Origin of the sequence: Pseudomonas sp. W3I7 (assembly GCF_030816095.1) — a bacterium.
Classification (GTDB): Bacteria; Pseudomonadota; Gammaproteobacteria; order Pseudomonadales; family Pseudomonadaceae; genus Aquipseudomonas; species Aquipseudomonas salomonii.
On record NZ_JAUSXP010000001.1, the window covers coordinates 5,923,086 to 5,939,399 of the forward strand.

Here is a 16,314-nt window from a genome sequence, read left to right on the forward strand (position 1 = left end):
AGCGCGACGCCGAATCAATTAGAAAACGTTGATCGGGTAGTCGGCGAACAGACGGATTTCGTTACCGCCTACGTTGTAGTTGCTGGCGTTGCTGGAGACGCGCAACCACGACGCACGAGCGCGCAGGCTCAGGTCTTTGGCTGGGCCGCTTTGAACGACATATTTGAACTGGTTGAAGATTTCACGCTCGGTGCCACTGCCACGGTTGGAACCGTCGTCAATGTTGGTGCCGCGCACGTAAGCGATGTTGTAGGTCAGGCCAGGCACGCCGAAGGCGCTGAAGTCCAGGCCGTAGCCTGCTTGCCAGGAGCGCTCGTCCTTGCCGTTGAAGTCGGACCAGTAGGAGTTGGCCAGCAGGATGGTATTGCCGCCGTCGCCGATACCGCCAGCGTTGCGGTAGCCGCCGTACAGGTAGCCGGTGTCGCCGGTGCTGCGCTGGTGAGCGAGGGTGAAGCTGTGCGGGCCAACAGCCCAGGTAGCGCCCAGGCTCCAGATTTTGTTGTCGCGGGCGTCTGCATCACCTTGGTTTTCCAGGGCGAAGCTGCGGTCCAGCTTGGTTTTGTAGCCGTTGAAGTCAAAGGTCAACGATTGTTTTTCTGGCAGGGCCAGCACGTAGTTGACGTTGACGTATTGCTTCTTCAGCACGTCCTGCATGTTGGAGGCGTACAACGCGGCCGACAGGCTCTCGGTGAATTTGTAGCTACCACCGATGTAGTCGATGCTTTTCAGCGCGCCACTGTCGGAACCTTCGGCGCTCTTGCGAGCTTCCTTGGTGAAGTGACCAGCGTCCAGTTGCAGGCCGGCGATCTCTTTGGAAACGATCGACGTACCGGTGTAGGTTTCCGACAACAGACGGGAGTTGTCGTACTGCAACACAGGCACAGCCGGCATCTGGTCACCGTACTTGAGTACAGTGTTAGAGACGCGGAACTTGACGGCAGCGCCGCCCTTGGCCAGGTCGTTGGCTGCTTCGCCGCTGTCGCCTTGCTTGAAGAAGTCGATACCGCCAGCGCCGCTGCGACCTTTACCGCCGTCCAGGCGAATGGCGTATTGGCCGATCACGTCCACACCCACACCGACGGTGCCTTGGGTGAAGCCGGATTCGAACTTGCCGATGAAGCCCTGGCCCCATTCGGCTTTGTCTTGCTTGCCGTTTTTGTAGTCACGGCTGATGTAGGCGTTACGTGCTGCGATGTTCAGGTGGCTGTCGTCCACGAAACCCTTGGATTGCTCCTGGTCGTTCGCCATTGCTGTCGATGCGCTCAAAATCCCCAGAGCGATCAGACTCATCCGTTGCTTCAACATTTCTTATATTCCTTATTACTGGTTGAGTACGCGCTGTGACACCAGGCTCCGTGTCGCTTTTCTGGTGTCGACGTTATCCAAAAAAAGAAGGCCCGCGGACGACTGAACTGCCGCGGGCCTTTTTTTATTGGATGAGTCATGGCGGTGAGCCACAGGCGTTGGGCGCAATCCTATGCGCGCGTTGAACTATGTGTCAATTTCGTGAATCGTCTGTATTTAGGCGAAATAATTCTAAGCGGTGCATTCCAAGGCCTTCGCTCAAGCCTGAAAAATCGTCTGATTCGTCAAGAAAACACATTATGTAACATTTTAGCCGAGGGCATGTTTGGGAATAGATAACCTGCGCAAATGCAAAGAATTACCATTCGCGCGCTTTTCTTTTCCCAACACTTTTGGATCGACTTCCCATGCCTGCCTCTCGCCTGACGCCCATCACTTTTGGGCTTTCTGTTTTGCTGTCTGCCGGTTTCGCCTGTGCCGCCACGGTCTTGCCCGAAACTTCGGTGAGCGCCGAAGCCGACGAAGACGACCCACGCGTCAAGGCGACCAACACCGCCACCCGCACGGCCACTTCGGTGCGTTACGTGCCCCAGGCCATCGACTCGGTTAAAACCGAAACCCTGCGTTCCTACGGCACCAACGACCTGGGCCAGGCATTAAGCGGCATTCCCAACGTCAGCAGCGGCGCCGATACGCGCTTCGACAGCCTGCGTATCCGTGGTTTTGATGCGAGCAATGATTTCTACCTGGACGGCATCCGCGACGACAGCCAGTACGTGCGCGACCTGCATAACATCGAGCGCATCGAAGTGCTCAAAGGCCCGGCCGCCGTGCTGTACGGGCGTGGCGGCCAGGGCGGGATCGTCAACCGCGTGAGCAAACTGCCCCAGGCAGGCCGCACGTCCAGCATCGAAGCCCAAGGCGGCAGCCAGGACCTGCGCAGCCTGTATGCCGACCTCAGCACCGACCCAACGGATAACATCAGCCTGCGCCTGAACATGGGCAACCTGGACAACAACAGCTTTCGCGACGGTGTGAGCGGCAATCGCCAACTGTTCGCGCCGTAGATGAGCTGGCAACTGACGCCCGACCTGAACTGGCTGGTGCAATACGAATACAGCCGTTACAACCGCACGCCAGACCGTGGCATCCCCGGGGTCAACGGCCGCCCCGCCGATGTGAGCCGCAGCACGACCTACTTCGATAGCCGCGATTACATCGACGATAAATCCCAGTCCCTGCGCTCCAAGCTGGCCTACGAAATCAACGCCAACTGGCAGCTGCGCCACACCCTCGGCGTGTTCAAGCTCGACAGCGATTTCGACAACACCTACCAGGTCGGCTACGACCCCAAAACCAACAAAGTCTCGCGTCAGCGCTGGCAACAAGACCTGAACACCCGCAACGTGTTCAACAACCTTGAGCTGGAAGGTGGGTTCGACACCTTCGGCCTGGAGCACCGCCTGCTCACCGGCCTGGAGCTGGGCAGCCAGCGCCGTGATCCAAAGTTGTACAGCGCCACCGCCACCAACCGTGGCGGCCAGGCCGTGCCGAGCCTGGACCTCAACCAGCCCGACCGCCACTTGAGCCACACCGGGCGCATGAGTGTTTCCAGCAACAACCACACCGAAGTCGAAAGCCGCGCCCTTTACGTGCAGGACCAACTGCGCCTAAACGATCAATGGCAAGTGCTGGCCGGCCTGCGCTACGACCACTTTGAAGTGGACACCACCAGCAAGCTGCTCAATACCCAGCAGGCGGTCGACAGCCACAGCACCAGCCCGCGTATCGGCCTGGTCTGGACGCCGCTGGAACACCACTCGTTTTACGCGTCGTGGAGCAAAACCTTCTCGCCAGCCGGCGGCGGCTTGATCGGCATCACCCCCAATGCCGCAGGCGCGGTCAACGACCTGAGCCCCGAGCTGACCAAGCAGAAGGAAATAGGCGTAAAAAGCGACTGGCTCGACGACCGCCTCAGCACCACCCTGGCCGTGTACGAGCTGGAACTCTACAACCGCCGCACCAGCGACCCACTGGACCGCACCATCACCCTGCTCACCGGCGAACAACGCTCACGCGGCGTGGAGCTGACCGCCACCGGCAAAGTCGTCGGCAACTGGTATGTACGCGGCGGCATCGGCCTGCAGGATGCCAAGGTGGTGAAGGACAACAACGGCTTTGAAGGCAAGCGCATCAGCGACGTGGCCAAGCGTAACGCCAGCCTGTTTATCACCTGGAAACCGGAAATGGGCTGGTACGCAGAAACCGGCCTGACCCTGGTGGGCGACCGTTACGCCGACAACCTCAACACCGTGGTGCTGCCAGGCTACGGCCGCTGGGATGCACTGGCCGGGTTCCGCCAAAAAGAATGGGACGTGCGTGCGGCACTGAACAACATCGCCGATAAAAACTACTATGCCTCCGCCACCAGCGCGGCGCAGATCCAGCCAGGCGAGCCACGCAGTCTGGTGGTAACCGGCACCTACAATTTCTAAGTTTCACTCGGTCAATGTGGGAGCTGGCTTGCCTGCGAAAGCGGTGTATCTGCTGGGAAGTTGTTGGCTGACAGAATGCCTTCGCAGGCAAGCCAGCTCCCACAATTGATCTTGGTGGTCTTCAGCTTTTGCACTAGCTCACCGAGCTTGCGGGCAACAGACACCTGCAACTTCTAAATCTCACGCGCTCAATGTGGGAGCTGGCTTGCCTGCGAAAGCGGTACATCTGCTGGAAAGTTGCTGGCTGACAAAATGCCTTCGCAGGCAAGCCAGCTCCCACAATTGATCTCGGTGGTCTTCAGTTTTTGCACTAGCTCACCGAGCCTGCGGGCAACGGGCACCTACAATTTCTAAGTTTCACTCGGTCAATGTGGGAGCTGGCTTGCCTGCGAAAGCGGTGTATCTGCTGGAAAGTTACTGGCTGACAGAATGCCTTCGCAGGCAAGCCAGCTCCCACAATTGATCTCAGTGGTCTTCAGTTTTTGCATTAGCTCACCGAGCCTGCGGGCAACAGACACCTACAACCCCTAAATATCACTCCCACAATTGATCTTGGTGGTCTTCAGCTTTTGCAGTAACCCACCGAGCTGCGGGCAACAGGCACCTGCAACTTCTAAATTTCACTCGGTCAATGTGGGAGCTGGCTTGCCTGCGAAAGCGGTGTATCTGCTGGAAAGTTGCTGGCTGACAGAATGCCTTCGCAGGCAAGCCAGCTCCCACAGTTGATCTCAGTGGTCTTCAGTTTTTGCACTGGCTCACCGAGCCTGCGGGCAACAGGCACCTGCAACTTCTAAGTTTCACTCGGTCAATGTGGGAGCTGGCTTGCCTGCGAAAGCGGTACATCTGCTGGAAAGTCGCTGGCTGACAGAATGCCTTCGCAGGCAAGCCAGCTCCCACAGTTGATCTTGGTGGTCTTCAGCTTTTGCAGTAACCCACCGAGCTGCGGGCAACGGGTACCTACAATTTCTAAGTTTCACTCGGTCAATGTGGGAGCTGGCTTGCCTGCGAAAGCGGTGTATCTGCTGGAAAGTTGTTGGCTGACAGAATGCCTTCGCAGGCAAGCCAGCTCCCACAATTGATCTTGGTGGCCTTCAGCTTTTGCAGTAACCCACCGAGCTGCGGGCAACAGGCACCTACAACCCCTAAATATCACTCCCACAGTTGATCTTGGTGGACTTCAGTTTTTGCACTAGCTCACCGAGCCTGCGGGCAACGGGTACCTGCAACTTCTAAATTTCACGCGCTCAATGTGGGAGCTGGCTTGCCTGCGAAAGCGGTGTATCTGCTGGAAAGTTGCTGGCTGAGAGAATGCCTTCGCAGGCAAGCCAGCTCCCACAATTGATCTCAGTGGTCTTCAGTTTTTGCACTAGCTCACCGAGCCTGCGGGCAACGGGTACCTGCAACTTCTAAATTTCACGCGCTCAATGTGGGAGCTGGCTTGCCTGCGAAAGCGGTGTATCTGCTGGAAAGTTGCTGGCTGACAGAATGCCTTCGCAGGCAAGCCAGCTCCCACAATTGATCTCAGTGGTCTTCAGTTTTTGCACTAGCTCACCGAGCTTGCGGGCAACAGGCACCTGCAACTTCTAAGTTTCACTCGGTCAATGTGGGAGCTGGCTTGCCTGCGAAAGCGGTATACCTGCTGGAAAGTTGCTGGCTGAGAGAATGCCTTCGCAGGCAAGCCAGCTCCCACAATTGATCTTGGTGGCCTTCAGCTTTTGCAGTAACCCACCGAGCTGCGGGCAACAGGCACCTACAACCCCTAAATATCACTCCCACAGTTGATCTTGGTGGACTTCAGTTTTTGCACTAGCTCACCGAGCCTGCGGGCAACGGGTACCTGCAACTTCTAAATTTCACGCGCTCAATGTGGGAGCTGGCTTGCCTGCGAAAGCGGTGTATCTGCTGGAAAGTTGCTGACTGACAGAATGCCTTCGCAGGCAAGCCAGCTCCCACAGTTGATCTCGGTGGTCTTCAGTTTTTGCACTAGCTCACCGAGCCTGCGGGCAACAGGCACCTACAACTTCTAAGTTTCACTCGGTCAATGTGGGAGCTGGCTTGCCTGCGAAAGCGGTGTATCTGCTGGAAAGTTGTTGGCTGACAGAATGCCTTCGCAGGCAAGCCAGCTCCCACAGTTGATCTCAGTGGTCTTCAATTTTTCAGCAGTTCGCACAGCGCTTGCAACTCATCCTCACTGAACAATCCGGTCGGGTAGCGTTCACTCATCACGCTGCGCAAGTCAGGCTGTTGCTGCCTCACCTGTCGCGAGCCGTTTGCCTTCAACCATAGCGCCAGCGCATGGATCGCATCACCGCTAACCCGCGTCGGGTGGAACGGGCGCGTGTAGATCAGGTTGATATCGGCGTTCATTCCAGCGCTCTCTCCTACTGCGTGAGCGGCTAACTTACTCAAGGTTTGTGACAGAACTGTGCAGTCATCACCTTGGGTCACTGTGGCAACACCGATACAAGAGCTATGCCAATGTCCCGTGTTTATAGGCATTCGGGCACAAAAAAGCCCGCAACCCAGCCAGGCTGCGGGCTTGCTGTAAGCGCTTTAAAGAGGTAGCGCTCGGCGTTCACTCAAACGCTGTTACAACCGCACTCAATTTTTGTGCGGTGCCGGTTGTTGTTGGGTCAGGCAATGGATATTGCCGCCACCCAGTAACAGTTCACGGCCCGGCACCATCACCACTTCGTGCTGCGGGAAGAGGTTCTGCAGGATCTCTTTGGCCTGGCTGTCCAGCGGGTCGTCGAAGCTCGGCGCGATGATGCCGCCGTTGACGATCAGGAAGTTCACGTAGGAACCGGCCAAACGCACAGTAGGATTACGTTCCTGGGAGCCGTCGACCGGATCGACACCGGCGCATTCCTCTTCGGTCGCGTACAACGGGCCTGGGATCGGCATTTTATGCACTGTGAACGGGCGGCCTTTAGCGTCTGTGCTGCTTTGCAGCACGGCCATGGCGGTGTGGCAGCGCGCAAAGTTAGGGTCTTGCGGGTCATCGGTCCAGGCCAGCAACACTTCGCCGGGGCGCACGTAGCAGCAGAAATTATCCACATGGCCGTCGGTTTCGTCGTTGAACAGGCCATCCGGCAACCAGATAACTTTATCCACCGCCAAATGGTCATGCAGCACCGCTTCGATGGCCGCGCGGTCCAGATGCGGGTTGCGGTTGCGGTTCAACAGGCACTCTTCGGTGGTGATTACGGTGCCTTCGCCGTCGACATGGATCGAACCGCCCTCCAGCACGAAGCCTTCGGTGCGGTAGCGGGGCGCGCGCTCGATCTCGAGAATCTTGCCGCCCACCTGCGAATCGCGGTTCCACGGCGCATACAGGCCGCCGTCAAAGCCGCCCCAGGCGTTGAAATCCCAGTTCACACCGCGCACTTCGCCACTGTTATTGATCACAAAGGTCGGGCCGGTGTCGCGCACCCAAGCGTCGTCGTTGGACATTTCCACCACGCGGATATTGGGCACGTCCAGGCGCGCACGGGCGTTCTCGTACTGGCCGGCAGACACCGCGACAGTCACCGGTTCAAAGCGCGCAATGGCCTTGGCCACCGCCACGTGAGCGGCCTGCGCCGGCTTGCCGCCCAGGCGCCAGTTGTCCGGGCGCTCGGGCCAGATCATCCAGGTTTGGGTTTGCGGCGCCCATTCGGCAGGCATGTAGAAGCCATCGGCGCGAGGTGTGCTGTGCAGGGTGGTCATGGCGTTCAGGGCTCCGAATGGGGTGAGGCCGACTTTATAACGGATAAAAATCGGCTTTAAAAGTGATAAATGATCATGAATGACAAATATGACAGCCGTTAGTCGATAACAATCGACAACCTACAGTTGCTCATCGAACACCTTCGACACCCTGTCGACAAAGAAATCCACGCTGCGTTTAGACGTCACCCTCGGCGGCTTGATTCAGAGGATGTTGAGGCAGTCACCGGTCGGCAGCATGGAAACCCCAACTCGCACAGGCGATCAAGGCAACCCTTCTTCACCTGAGTATGCTTGCGCCGCCCCGTTGCGCAACTCAAGCTATGCTCTGGCTTAATGTCTGTCTTGGAAAAAAGGCTCTCTGAATGCGCATTCTCATCACCGGCGGCGCCGGCTTCATCGGTTCTTCTGCCCTGGTTCGTCACCTGATTCAACACACCGAGCACGAAGTGCTCAACCTGGACAAACTCACCTACGCCGGCAACCTGGAGTCACTCACCAGCATCGCCGCCAACAGCCGCTATGAGTTCGTGCAGGCCGATATCATCGACCAGGCCGCCGTCAGCGCCGTGCTGGCGCGCTTTGAGCCGCAGGCCATCATGCACCTGGCCGCCGAGTCGCACGTCGACCGTTCCATTGACGGCCCCTCGGACTTTATCCAGACCAACATCGTCGGCACCTACAGCCTGCTGGAAGCCACGCGTGCCTATTGGCAGACCCTGGAGGAACCGGCCAAGAGCGCGTTCCGCTTCCACCATATTTCCACCGACGAAGTGTACGGCGACCTCCACGGCGTGGACGACTTGTTCACCGAAACCACGCCTTACGCACCCAGCTCGCCGTATTCGGCCAGTAAAGCCGCCTCCGACCACCTGGTGCGCGCCTGGCAGCGCACCTATGGCCTGCCGGTGCTGCTGACCAACTGCTCGAACAACTACGGGCCGTTCCACTTCCCCGAGAAGTTGATCCCGCTGGTGATCCTCAACGCCCTCGCCGGCAAGCCACTGCCGGTCTACGGCGACGGGTTGCAAGTGCGCGACTGGCTGTTCGTCGAAGACCACGCCCGCGCCCTGTTGAAAGTGGTCACCGAAGGTGTGGTCGGCGAGACCTACAACATCGGCGGTCACAACGAGCAAAAGAACATCGACGTGGTACGCGGCATCTGCGGCCTGCTCGAAGAATTGGCGCCACAGCGCCCGGCCGGTGTGGAGAAATTCACCGACCTGATCACCTTCGTCAAAGACCGCCCGGGCCACGACCAGCGCTACGCGATCGACGCGAGCAAGATCGAACACGAGTTGGGCTGGGTCCCGGAAGAAACCTTTGAAACCGGCCTGCGCAAAACCGTGCAGTGGTACCTCGATAACCTGGACTGGTGCCGCAGGGTCCAGGACGGCAGCTATCAAGGCGAGCGCCTGGGCAATACCGACCCAAAAGACCTGATCGCATAAGGTTCTGATCACACGACCCGTTCACCCGACGAGGGAAACCAATGAATGTAATCGCTACTAAGCTGCCCGACGTATTGATCCTCGAGCCCAAGGTATTTGGCGATGAGCGTGGCTTTTTTTATGAGAGTTTCAACGCCAAGGCGTTTGCGCAAGCCTCCGGCCTGCAGCTGGAGTTTGTGCAGGACAACCACTCTCGCTCGCAAAAGGGCGTGCTGCGCGGCTTGCACTACCAGATAGAAAGCACCCAGGGCAAACTCGTGCGGGTAACGGCCGGTGAGGTTCTGGACGTGGCGGTGGATATCCGCCGCAGTTCGCCCACTTTCGGCCAGTGGACCAGCGTGCGCCTGTCCGCTGAAAACAACCGCCAACTGTGGGTTCCAGAGGGGTTCGCCCATGGGTTTGTAGTGCTCAGCGATTACGCCGAGTTCCTCTACAAGACCACTGACTACTACACGCCTTCGGCTGAGCGTTGTATTCGCTGGGACGACCCGGAGCTCAAGATTGACTGGCAGTTTGAGGGCACACCAACCCTGTCCGCCAAGGATCAGATCGGCAAGGCCCTGGCAGACGCCGATCTGTTTGCATGACCGGCGAGTGCCTTGCACGCCGGGCCTAGGCATAATGCGCCTGTCCCCACAGGCGCATGACTCCCATGACTCCACCCCTCCCGCGTAGACCTCGCTGGCGCAGCCTCGCCTTACTGGCGTTGTGCCTGGCACCGCTGCTGTGGCCGCTGGAGCATCTGGCCGAGCGCTATTACCGCAGCGAACTGGCCGGGCAGAACCGCCAAACCCTCGACCTGTATGTCGCCAACCTGCTCGGCACCCTGCACCGCTACGAAGTGCTGCCGCAGATCCTCGGTGACTTGCCGGCCCTGCGCACTGCGCTGGATGCGCCCCAGGTCAGCGCCAACCTGACCAACGCCAACCTGCTGCTCAAGGACGTCGCCGCCCAGGCCGGGGTGGAAGTGATGTACCTGATGGACACCACCGGCAAGACCCTCGCCGCCTCCAACTGGGACAAGCAGGACAGTTTTGTCGACCGTAACTTCTCGTTCCGGCCCTATTTCAGCGAAGCCATGGCCGGGCGTCTGGGGCGGTTCTTCGGCTTGGGCACCACCTCGGCCAAACGCGGCTACTTCTTCGCCGCCGCTGTGCGCGACGGCGCAAAAATAATCGGCGTATTGGTGGTCAAGGTCGACCTGGACCACACCGAAAGCCTGTGGGGCAAAACCCCTGAGCAACTGCTGGTGACCGACCACAACGGCGTGGTCATCCTCACCTCGCGCCCGCAATGGCGCTTCCGGGCGACCCGGCCGCTCACGGCGCAAGAGCGCCAGGCAATCGTCGCCATCCAGCCCTACCCGACCCGCGACCCGCAGCCGCTGGCGCTGAGCACCACGGCGTGGCTGCGCCAATCCACGGCCATCGCCGAAACCGGCTGGACCGTGGAAATCCTCGCACCGCGCTCGCTGATCAATCGCCCGGTGCGCACCGTGGTGGCCGTGGGCGGCGCGACGCTGCTGGTGCTGATGTTGCTGCTGGGTCTGATGATGCAGCGCCGTCGCCATTACCTGGAGCGCATCGCTTTCGAAGCCAAGGCCCGCCGCGAGCTGGAAGCGCGTGTGATCGAGCGCACCAGCGACCTCGAAGGCCTTAACCGCCGACTCAAACAGGAAGTGCTGGAGCGTGAACACGCCCAGCAGGAACTGGTGCGCGCCCAGGATGACCTGGTGCAGGCCGGCAAGCTGTCGGCGCTGGGCACCATGTCGGCGAGTATCAGCCACGAACTCAACCAGCCGCTGGCGGCGATCCGCAGCTACGCGGAAAACGCCGAGATCCTGCTCGACCACGAACGCACCAACGACGCCCGTGGCAACCTCAAGTTGATCAGCGAACTGACCGGGCGCATGGCCTCGATCATCGCGCACCTGCGCGCCTTCGCCCGCCGCGACCGCCACGCCCCGGAAAGTGTGGCCCTGCAACCTGCGCTCGACGATGCCCTGGCATTGCTGGCCAAACGGCGGCGTTCGATGGAAGTCGAATTGATCCGCGATTTACCCGAGGCGACCTTGTGGGTGCAAGCTGGCGAAACCCGCCTGCGCCAGGTGCTCGGCAACCTGCTGGCCAACGCCCTCGACGCCCTTACCGAAAAAGGCCCGCCGCGCAAATTGTGGCTGAGTGCCCAAACCACCGAACAGGGCGTCAACCTGTACATTCGCGACAACGGCCCAGGTTTTTGCATGGAAGCCCTGGGCCGCGCCAGCGAGCCGTTCTACACCACCAAGACCCGCACCCAGGGCTTGGGGCTGGGCCTGGCGATCTGTGAGACGTTGATGCGTGCCTTTGGCGGCGAATTGCTGTTCGCCAATCACAAGGAAGGCGGCGCGCTGTTAACCCTGAAATTGCGTGCCGGCTCGCCGGGCGTGAGTCTGCAACCGTCCGAGGACCGCAGTGTATGAGTATCGATAACCAGATCCAGGTGGTGTTGATCGACGACGATCCACACTTGCGTCAGGCGCTGTGCCAGACCCTGGACCTGGCCGGGCTGAAAGTCCTGACCCTGGGCGAAGCCACGGGCCTCACGGCGCGCCTGTCCCGCGATTGGCCGGGCGTGGTGGTCAGCGATATTCGCATGCCCGGCATGGACGGCCTGGAGCTGCTGGCCGAACTGCACGGCCAGGACCCGGACCTGCCGGTGTTGCTGATAACCGGCCACGGCGATGTGCCGCTGGCGGTGCAAGCCATGCGCGCCGGGGCCTATGACTTCCTCGAAAAACCCTTCGCCAGTGATGCCCTGCTCGACAGCGTGCGCCGCGCACTGGCCCTGCGCCGCCTGGTGCTGGACAACCGCAGCCTGCGCCTGGCCTTGAGCGATCGTCAGCAATTGAGCACGCGCCTGGTCGGGCATTCGCCGCAGATGCTGCGCCTGCGTGAACAGATCGGCGCCCTGGCGGCGACCCGCGCCGACGTGTTGATCCTCGGTGAAACCGGCGCCGGCAAAGAGGTGGTGGCCCGCGCCCTGCACGACCTGTCGAGCCGCCGCAGCGGGCCGTTTGTGGCGATCAACGCCGGCGCCCTGGCGGAATCGGTGGTCGAAAGCGAGCTGTTCGGCCATGAGCCCGGCGCCTTTACCGGCGCGCAGAAACGCCGTATCGGCAAGTTCGAGTTCGCCAATGGCGGCACGCTGTTCCTGGATGAAATCGAAAGCATGAGCCTGGACGTGCAGGTCAAGCTGCTGCGCCTGTTGCAGGAGCGAGTGGTCGAGCGCCTGGGCGGCAATCAGCTGATCCCGCTGGATATCCGCATCATCGCCGCCACCAAGGAAGACCTGCGCCAGGCCGCCGACCAGGGACGCTTCAGGGCCGACTTGTATTACCGTCTCAACGTGGCGCCGCTGCGCATTCCGCCGCTGCGCGAGCGCGGTGAAGACGCACTGATGTTGTTCCAGCATTTTGCCGACGAAGCCAGCAGCCGCCACGGCCTGCCGTTGCACGAACTGCAACCGGGCCAACGCGCACTGCTGTTGCGCCACAGCTGGCCGGGCAATGTGCGCGAACTGCAAAATGCAGCCGAGCGCTTTGCCCTTGGGCTGGAGCTGGCACTCGATGCCACGGCAGACAACCCCGCCACGGGCGTGCTGACGTCAACCTCTGGCGGTTTGAGCGATCAGGTCGAGCAGTTCGAAAAAAGCCTGATCGCCGCCGAGCTGACCCGCCCCCACAGCTCGGTGCGCAGCCTCGCCGAAGCCTTGGGCATCCCGCGCAAAACCCTGCACGACAAACTGCGCAAGCACGGCCTGAACTTCGCCGACAGCGCCAGCCACAGTGCCGACGACGAATGACCCGCCAAGAGACCGCCATGAACCGCGACAGCCGCTACCTGGAATCGATCCTTCACCACGACATTCCCCTCACTCGGGAAATGGGCCTCAAGGTGCTCGACTGGCAACACAGCCAACTGCAGTTGCACCTGCCCTTGCAGGCCAATATCAACCACAAGAGCACCATGTTCGGCGGCAGCCTCTATTGCGGCGCTGTGTTGGCGGGTTGGGGTTGGCTGCACCTGAAACTGCGCGAAGAAGGTGTTGAAGACGGGCATATCGTGATTCAGGAAGGGCAGATCAGTTATCCGCTGCCGGTGACTCAGGATGCGATCGCCATTTGCGCGGCGCCGGAAGACAAGGTGTGGAAGCGCTTTGTGGCGACGTACCAGCGCCATGGCCGAGCGCGGTTGGCGTTGGAGACGTGGATTGTGAATGAGGGCAGTGAAGAACGAGCGGTAGCCTTCACTGGCCAATACGTCCTGCACCGCTAACCGCAACCACACAAAACCACTGTGGGAGCTGGCTTGCCTGCGATGAGGCCGTGTCAGTCGAATCAATTATCGACTGATACACCGCTATCGCAGGCAAGCCAGCTCCCACATTTTGAACGGTTGCGGCTTTAAGAACGGGCCAGGGTCAGCAGGCGCTCGCGCCACGCGGCCTTGGCCGGCAACGCCAGAAAGAACGGGTTTAACAACGAAGCCCGCGCCGGATAGCTGAACGGCGCACCATTCAACTCCAGCACTTCACCGCCCGCCCCTTCCAGCACGCCCTGGGCTGCGGCTGTGTCCCACTGTGACGTCGGCGCCAGGCGCGGGTAGCAATCGGCACTGCCTTCGGCCAGCAGGCAGAATTTCAGCGAGCTGCCGATATTCGCCAGCTTCAGCTCACCCAAGCCTTCACTCAAGCCACTGAGCAGGCGTTCCTGCTCCGGGCTGCTATGGCGGCGGCTGGCGACCACGGTAAAGGCCTCGCCCGCAGCCGGGGTCTGGCGTACCTGGATCTGCTTGGGTGCTTCACTCACGTCCGAGCGCCACGCGCCCAGGCCCGCGCCACCGAAGTAGCAGCGGCCACTGGTGGGCATCGACACCACGCCAAATACCACGCGGCCTTGCTCGATCAACGCAATGTTGACGGTAAATTCTTCGCTGCCGGAAATAAATTCCTTGGTGCCATCCAGCGGGTCCACCAACCACCAGCGCTGCCAGCCGGCGCGCACGTTCTGGTCGATATCGGCGTCTTCTTCGGACAGCACCGGGATGCTCGGGTCCAGGGCGGTGAGGCCCGCCAGGATCAGATGGTGAGCCGCCAGGTCGGCCGCCGTCACCGGCGAATCATCCGCCTTGGAGGTGACCGCCACGTCCGCACGCCAATACGGCAGGATGACTTCACCCGCCTGGCGCGCCAGCTCGATCACAGGGGCAATAAACGGATGGCCTAAAAACAGTTCGCTCATGCGACAAAAGCTCCACGCTGGGTCAACAGGTCTCGTACCAAATACAGGGCCGCCAATGCACGGCCTTCACTGAACTGCTCGTTTTGCGCCAGCATCGACAGCTCGCGCAGGTTGACGCGCTCCACGCGCATCGGTTCAGGTTCATCGCCTTCCAGGCGTTCTTCATACAGCTCGGTGGCCAGTACCACCTGAATCTTCTGGCTCATATAACCAGGCGACAAGGACAGCTCGGTAATGTGCTCCAACTGGCGCGCGCCATAACCGGCCTCCTCCTTGAGTTCGCGGTTGGCCGCCGCCAGTACGTCCTCGCCAGGTTCGATCAGGCCCTTGGGCAACGACAATTCATACTCGTCGGTGCCGCCGCAGTACTCCTCCACCAGCAACGCGTGGTCGGCATCGATCATCGCCACGATCATCACCGCGCCGTAACCGGCACCGCGGCCTACCAGGCGCTCGTAGGTCCGTTCAACGCCATTGGAAAAGCGCAATTGCACTTCCTCCACGCGGAACAAACGGCTACTGGCGACTATTTCGCGGGCGAGGACGGTGGGTTTCTGGCGCATAAGCGGCTCCTTGGCGTGATCGGGTTACTATACCGTGGCTTTTCCGATTGTCTGTGTCGGATATCTTTACTTACATGAGAACGCCCCATGCCCTCTTTGCCCTGGCACGCCATCGACACCGTCCTGCTGGACATGGACGGCACCTTGCTCGACCTGCACTTCGACAACCACTTCTGGATGGAGCACCTGCCCCAGCGCTACGCGCAACTGCACGGCGTGAGCCGGGCCATGGCCGACATGGAGTTGCAACCGCTGTTCGAGCGTAACGCCGGACAGTTGCAATGGTATTGCCTGGATTTCTGGAGTGCCGAGCTGAACATCCCGGTGCGCGAACTCAAACTGGAAACCGCCCACCTGATCGCCCTGCGCCCGAACGCGGACACCTTTCTGGCGGCGATCAAACAGGCCGGCAAGCGTGTGATTTTGATCACCAACGCCCATCGTGATTCGCTGTCATTGAAGTTGGAGCGCATTGAACTGGCGCCGTATTTCGAACGATTGATCAGTTCCCACGACTACGGTTTCGCCAAGGAAAACCCGCAATTCTGGGATGCCTTGCAAGCCGACATCCAGTTCGACCCGGCCCGCAGCCTGTTTATCGATGACACTTTGCCGATCCTGCGCAGTGCACGCGAGTTTGGCGTGGGGCATTTGCTGGCGGTCAAAGAGCCGGACAGCAAGAAGGGGCCAAAGGACACAGGGGAGTTTGCGGCAGTCGATGATTACAGAGATCTCATTGCCGGGCTCTAATGTAAATGTGGGAATGTGAATGTGGGAGCTGGCCAGTGTGGGAGCTGGGCTTGCCCGCGATGCAGGCACCTCGGTGTATCAGTGATACCGAGGTGATGCTATCGCAGGCAAGCCAGCTCCCACACAAAGCTGCTCCCACAGTTAGCTCTGTGTGTTACTCAGGAATACGCAGTCTTTGCCCTGGGTAAATTTTGTCCGGATGCGACAACATCGGCTTGTTGGCCTCAAAGATTTTTTGGTATTTGTTGGCATCGCCATATTCGCGCTTGGAAATAGCGCTGAGCGTGTCACCTTTTTCAACGGTGACAAAACGGGCGGCTGCCTCGGCCGGGCCAGTCACGGTGATCTGGTCATCCACACTGCCTACACCGGCGATATTGCCCGCAGCCAGGATGATTTTCTCTTTCTCTTCCTGAGTGGCAACTTCACCTTTAACGGTGACTTTGTCGCCCTCAACGGTTGCGGTGATGTTCGGATTTCCGAGCCCTACCTTGCTGATGTGATTCTTCAGCTCATCGCTCGCATTGGCATTACCCGGCGTCAACAGATCAATCAACTTCTCGCCTGCTTCCTTAACAAAGCTAAAAATACTCATGGTGCGCTCTCCTTGGGGTTTAAGTTCCAGATGCCCAAGACTAGACCAGTCCTGCAGACTTGGGTTCCAGGCCCGCCAAAGACCCAAACACGCTGGCCTGCGCGCTGCCTGGAATAAGCCCGCCATAGACGCCTTGATCGACGCCATCTATCAATAGATCAGTACA

At 59.9% G+C, this 16,314-nt stretch carries 12 protein-coding genes and 1 pseudogene; 7 read left to right on the forward strand and 6 right to left on the reverse strand.

The features are described from left to right. Positions 1-18 precede the first annotated feature (18 nt). Entirely contained in the window at positions 19-1,305 is a 1,287-nt protein-coding gene (locus tag QF043_RS27245; protein ID WP_056860697.1) for an OprD family porin, read from the reverse strand. Positions 1,306-1,712: 407 nt separating this feature from the next. Between QF043_RS27245 and QF043_RS27250 the strand changes: the two are divergent. After that, positions 1,713-3,800: pseudogene (locus tag QF043_RS27250) on the forward strand (TonB-dependent receptor). Between the two features lie 2,148 nt (positions 3,801-5,948). On the opposite strand, the gene QF043_RS27255 reads toward QF043_RS27250, so the two are convergent. Together QF043_RS27255 and aguA are read right to left on the reverse strand one after the other, a co-directional pair. Next, the gene (locus QF043_RS27255; RefSeq protein WP_307420867.1) at positions 5,949-6,167 is read right to left on the reverse strand and encodes a hypothetical protein; all 219 of its coding nucleotides are present in this window, start codon (positions 6,165-6,167) and stop codon (positions 5,949-5,951) included. A 234-nt stretch (positions 6,168-6,401) separates the two neighbouring features. Further along, positions 6,402-7,508, reverse strand: coding sequence for an agmatine deiminase (gene aguA, locus QF043_RS27260; protein WP_307420868.1), 1,107 nt, complete (start codon positions 7,506-7,508; stop codon positions 6,402-6,404). Between the two features lie 365 nt (positions 7,509-7,873). Here aguA and rfbB point away from each other — a divergent pair, with 365 nt between their 5' ends. From rfbB to QF043_RS27285, 5 genes are all read left to right on the forward strand, one after another. Continuing rightward, positions 7,874-8,959 (forward strand): dTDP-glucose 4,6-dehydratase, encoded by a 1,086-nt coding sequence (gene rfbB / locus QF043_RS27265; RefSeq protein ID WP_307420869.1) that lies wholly within the window; start codon positions 7,874-7,876, stop codon positions 8,957-8,959. 41 nt (positions 8,960-9,000) lie between these two features. After that, complete coding sequence (gene rfbC, locus QF043_RS27270; protein ID WP_307420870.1) at positions 9,001-9,546, forward strand: dTDP-4-dehydrorhamnose 3,5-epimerase; 546 nt, start codon at positions 9,001-9,003, stop codon at positions 9,544-9,546. 65 nt (positions 9,547-9,611) lie between these two features. Continuing rightward, positions 9,612-11,420 carry an ATP-binding protein gene (locus QF043_RS27275; RefSeq protein WP_307420871.1) on the forward strand — a complete coding sequence of 603 codons (1,809 nt, stop codon included), beginning with the start codon at positions 9,612-9,614 and terminating at the stop codon, positions 11,418-11,420. After that, a complete protein-coding gene (locus QF043_RS27280) occupies positions 11,417-12,802 on the forward strand; it encodes a sigma-54 dependent transcriptional regulator (protein WP_056860703.1) in 1,386 nt (461 codons plus the stop codon). The genes QF043_RS27275 and QF043_RS27280 overlap by 4 nt, the downstream gene beginning before the upstream one ends. A gap of 17 nt (positions 12,803-12,819) precedes the next feature. Then, a complete protein-coding gene (locus QF043_RS27285; RefSeq protein WP_056860704.1) occupies positions 12,820-13,275 on the forward strand; it encodes a thioesterase domain-containing protein in 456 nt (151 codons plus the stop codon). Positions 13,276-13,403: 128 nt separating this feature from the next. On the opposite strand, the gene cysQ is transcribed toward QF043_RS27285, so the two are convergent. Together cysQ and nudE are read right to left on the reverse strand one after the other, a co-directional pair. After that, positions 13,404-14,240: a 3'(2'),5'-bisphosphate nucleotidase CysQ gene (cysQ, locus tag QF043_RS27290; RefSeq protein WP_307420872.1), complete on the reverse strand. Its 837-nt coding sequence runs from the start codon at positions 14,238-14,240 to the stop codon at positions 13,404-13,406. Then, on the reverse strand, positions 14,237-14,803 hold the full coding sequence (gene nudE, locus QF043_RS27295) for an ADP compounds hydrolase NudE (protein ID WP_017135384.1): 567 nt from the start codon (positions 14,801-14,803) through the stop codon (positions 14,237-14,239). Before nudE ends, cysQ begins: the two co-directional genes overlap by 4 nt. Positions 14,804-14,890: 87 nt before the next feature. Between nudE and yrfG the strand changes: the two genes are divergently transcribed. Continuing rightward, positions 14,891-15,553: a GMP/IMP nucleotidase gene (yrfG, locus tag QF043_RS27300; protein WP_307420873.1), complete on the forward strand. Its 663-nt coding sequence runs from the start codon at positions 14,891-14,893 to the stop codon at positions 15,551-15,553. A gap of 154 nt (positions 15,554-15,707) precedes the next feature. On the opposite strand, the gene lysM is transcribed toward yrfG, so the two are convergent. After that, on the reverse strand, positions 15,708-16,148 hold the full coding sequence (gene lysM, locus QF043_RS27305; RefSeq protein ID WP_307420874.1) for a peptidoglycan-binding protein LysM: 441 nt from the start codon (positions 16,146-16,148) through the stop codon (positions 15,708-15,710). Between the last annotated feature and the right edge of the window lie 166 nt (positions 16,149-16,314).

Excerpts from the sequence above, each read along its gene's own strand:
- QF043_RS27245 (WP_056860697.1), bottom strand. The coding sequence starts at position 1,305 with ATGTTGAAGCAACGGATGAGTCTGATCGCTCTGGGGATTTTGAGCGCA.
- QF043_RS27255 (WP_307420867.1), bottom strand. The coding sequence starts at position 6,167 with ATGAACGCCGATATCAACCTGATCTACACGCGCCCGTTCCACCCGACG.
- aguA (WP_307420868.1), bottom strand. The coding sequence starts at position 7,508 with ATGACCACCCTGCACAGCACACCTCGCGCCGATGGCTTCTACATGCCT.
- rfbB (WP_307420869.1), top strand. The coding sequence starts at position 7,874 with ATGCGCATTCTCATCACCGGCGGCGCCGGCTTCATCGGTTCTTCTGCC.
- rfbC (WP_307420870.1), top strand. The coding sequence starts at position 9,001 with ATGAATGTAATCGCTACTAAGCTGCCCGACGTATTGATCCTCGAGCCC.
- QF043_RS27275 (WP_307420871.1), top strand. The coding sequence starts at position 9,612 with ATGACTCCACCCCTCCCGCGTAGACCTCGCTGGCGCAGCCTCGCCTTA.
- QF043_RS27280 (WP_056860703.1), top strand. The coding sequence starts at position 11,417 with ATGAGTATCGATAACCAGATCCAGGTGGTGTTGATCGACGACGATCCA.
- QF043_RS27285 (WP_056860704.1), top strand. The coding sequence starts at position 12,820 with ATGAACCGCGACAGCCGCTACCTGGAATCGATCCTTCACCACGACATT.
- cysQ (WP_307420872.1), bottom strand. The coding sequence starts at position 14,240 with ATGAGCGAACTGTTTTTAGGCCATCCGTTTATTGCCCCTGTGATCGAG.
- nudE (WP_017135384.1), bottom strand. The coding sequence starts at position 14,803 with ATGCGCCAGAAACCCACCGTCCTCGCCCGCGAAATAGTCGCCAGTAGC.
- yrfG (WP_307420873.1), top strand. The coding sequence starts at position 14,891 with ATGCCCTCTTTGCCCTGGCACGCCATCGACACCGTCCTGCTGGACATG.
- lysM (WP_307420874.1), bottom strand. The coding sequence starts at position 16,148 with ATGAGTATTTTTAGCTTTGTTAAGGAAGCAGGCGAGAAGTTGATTGAT.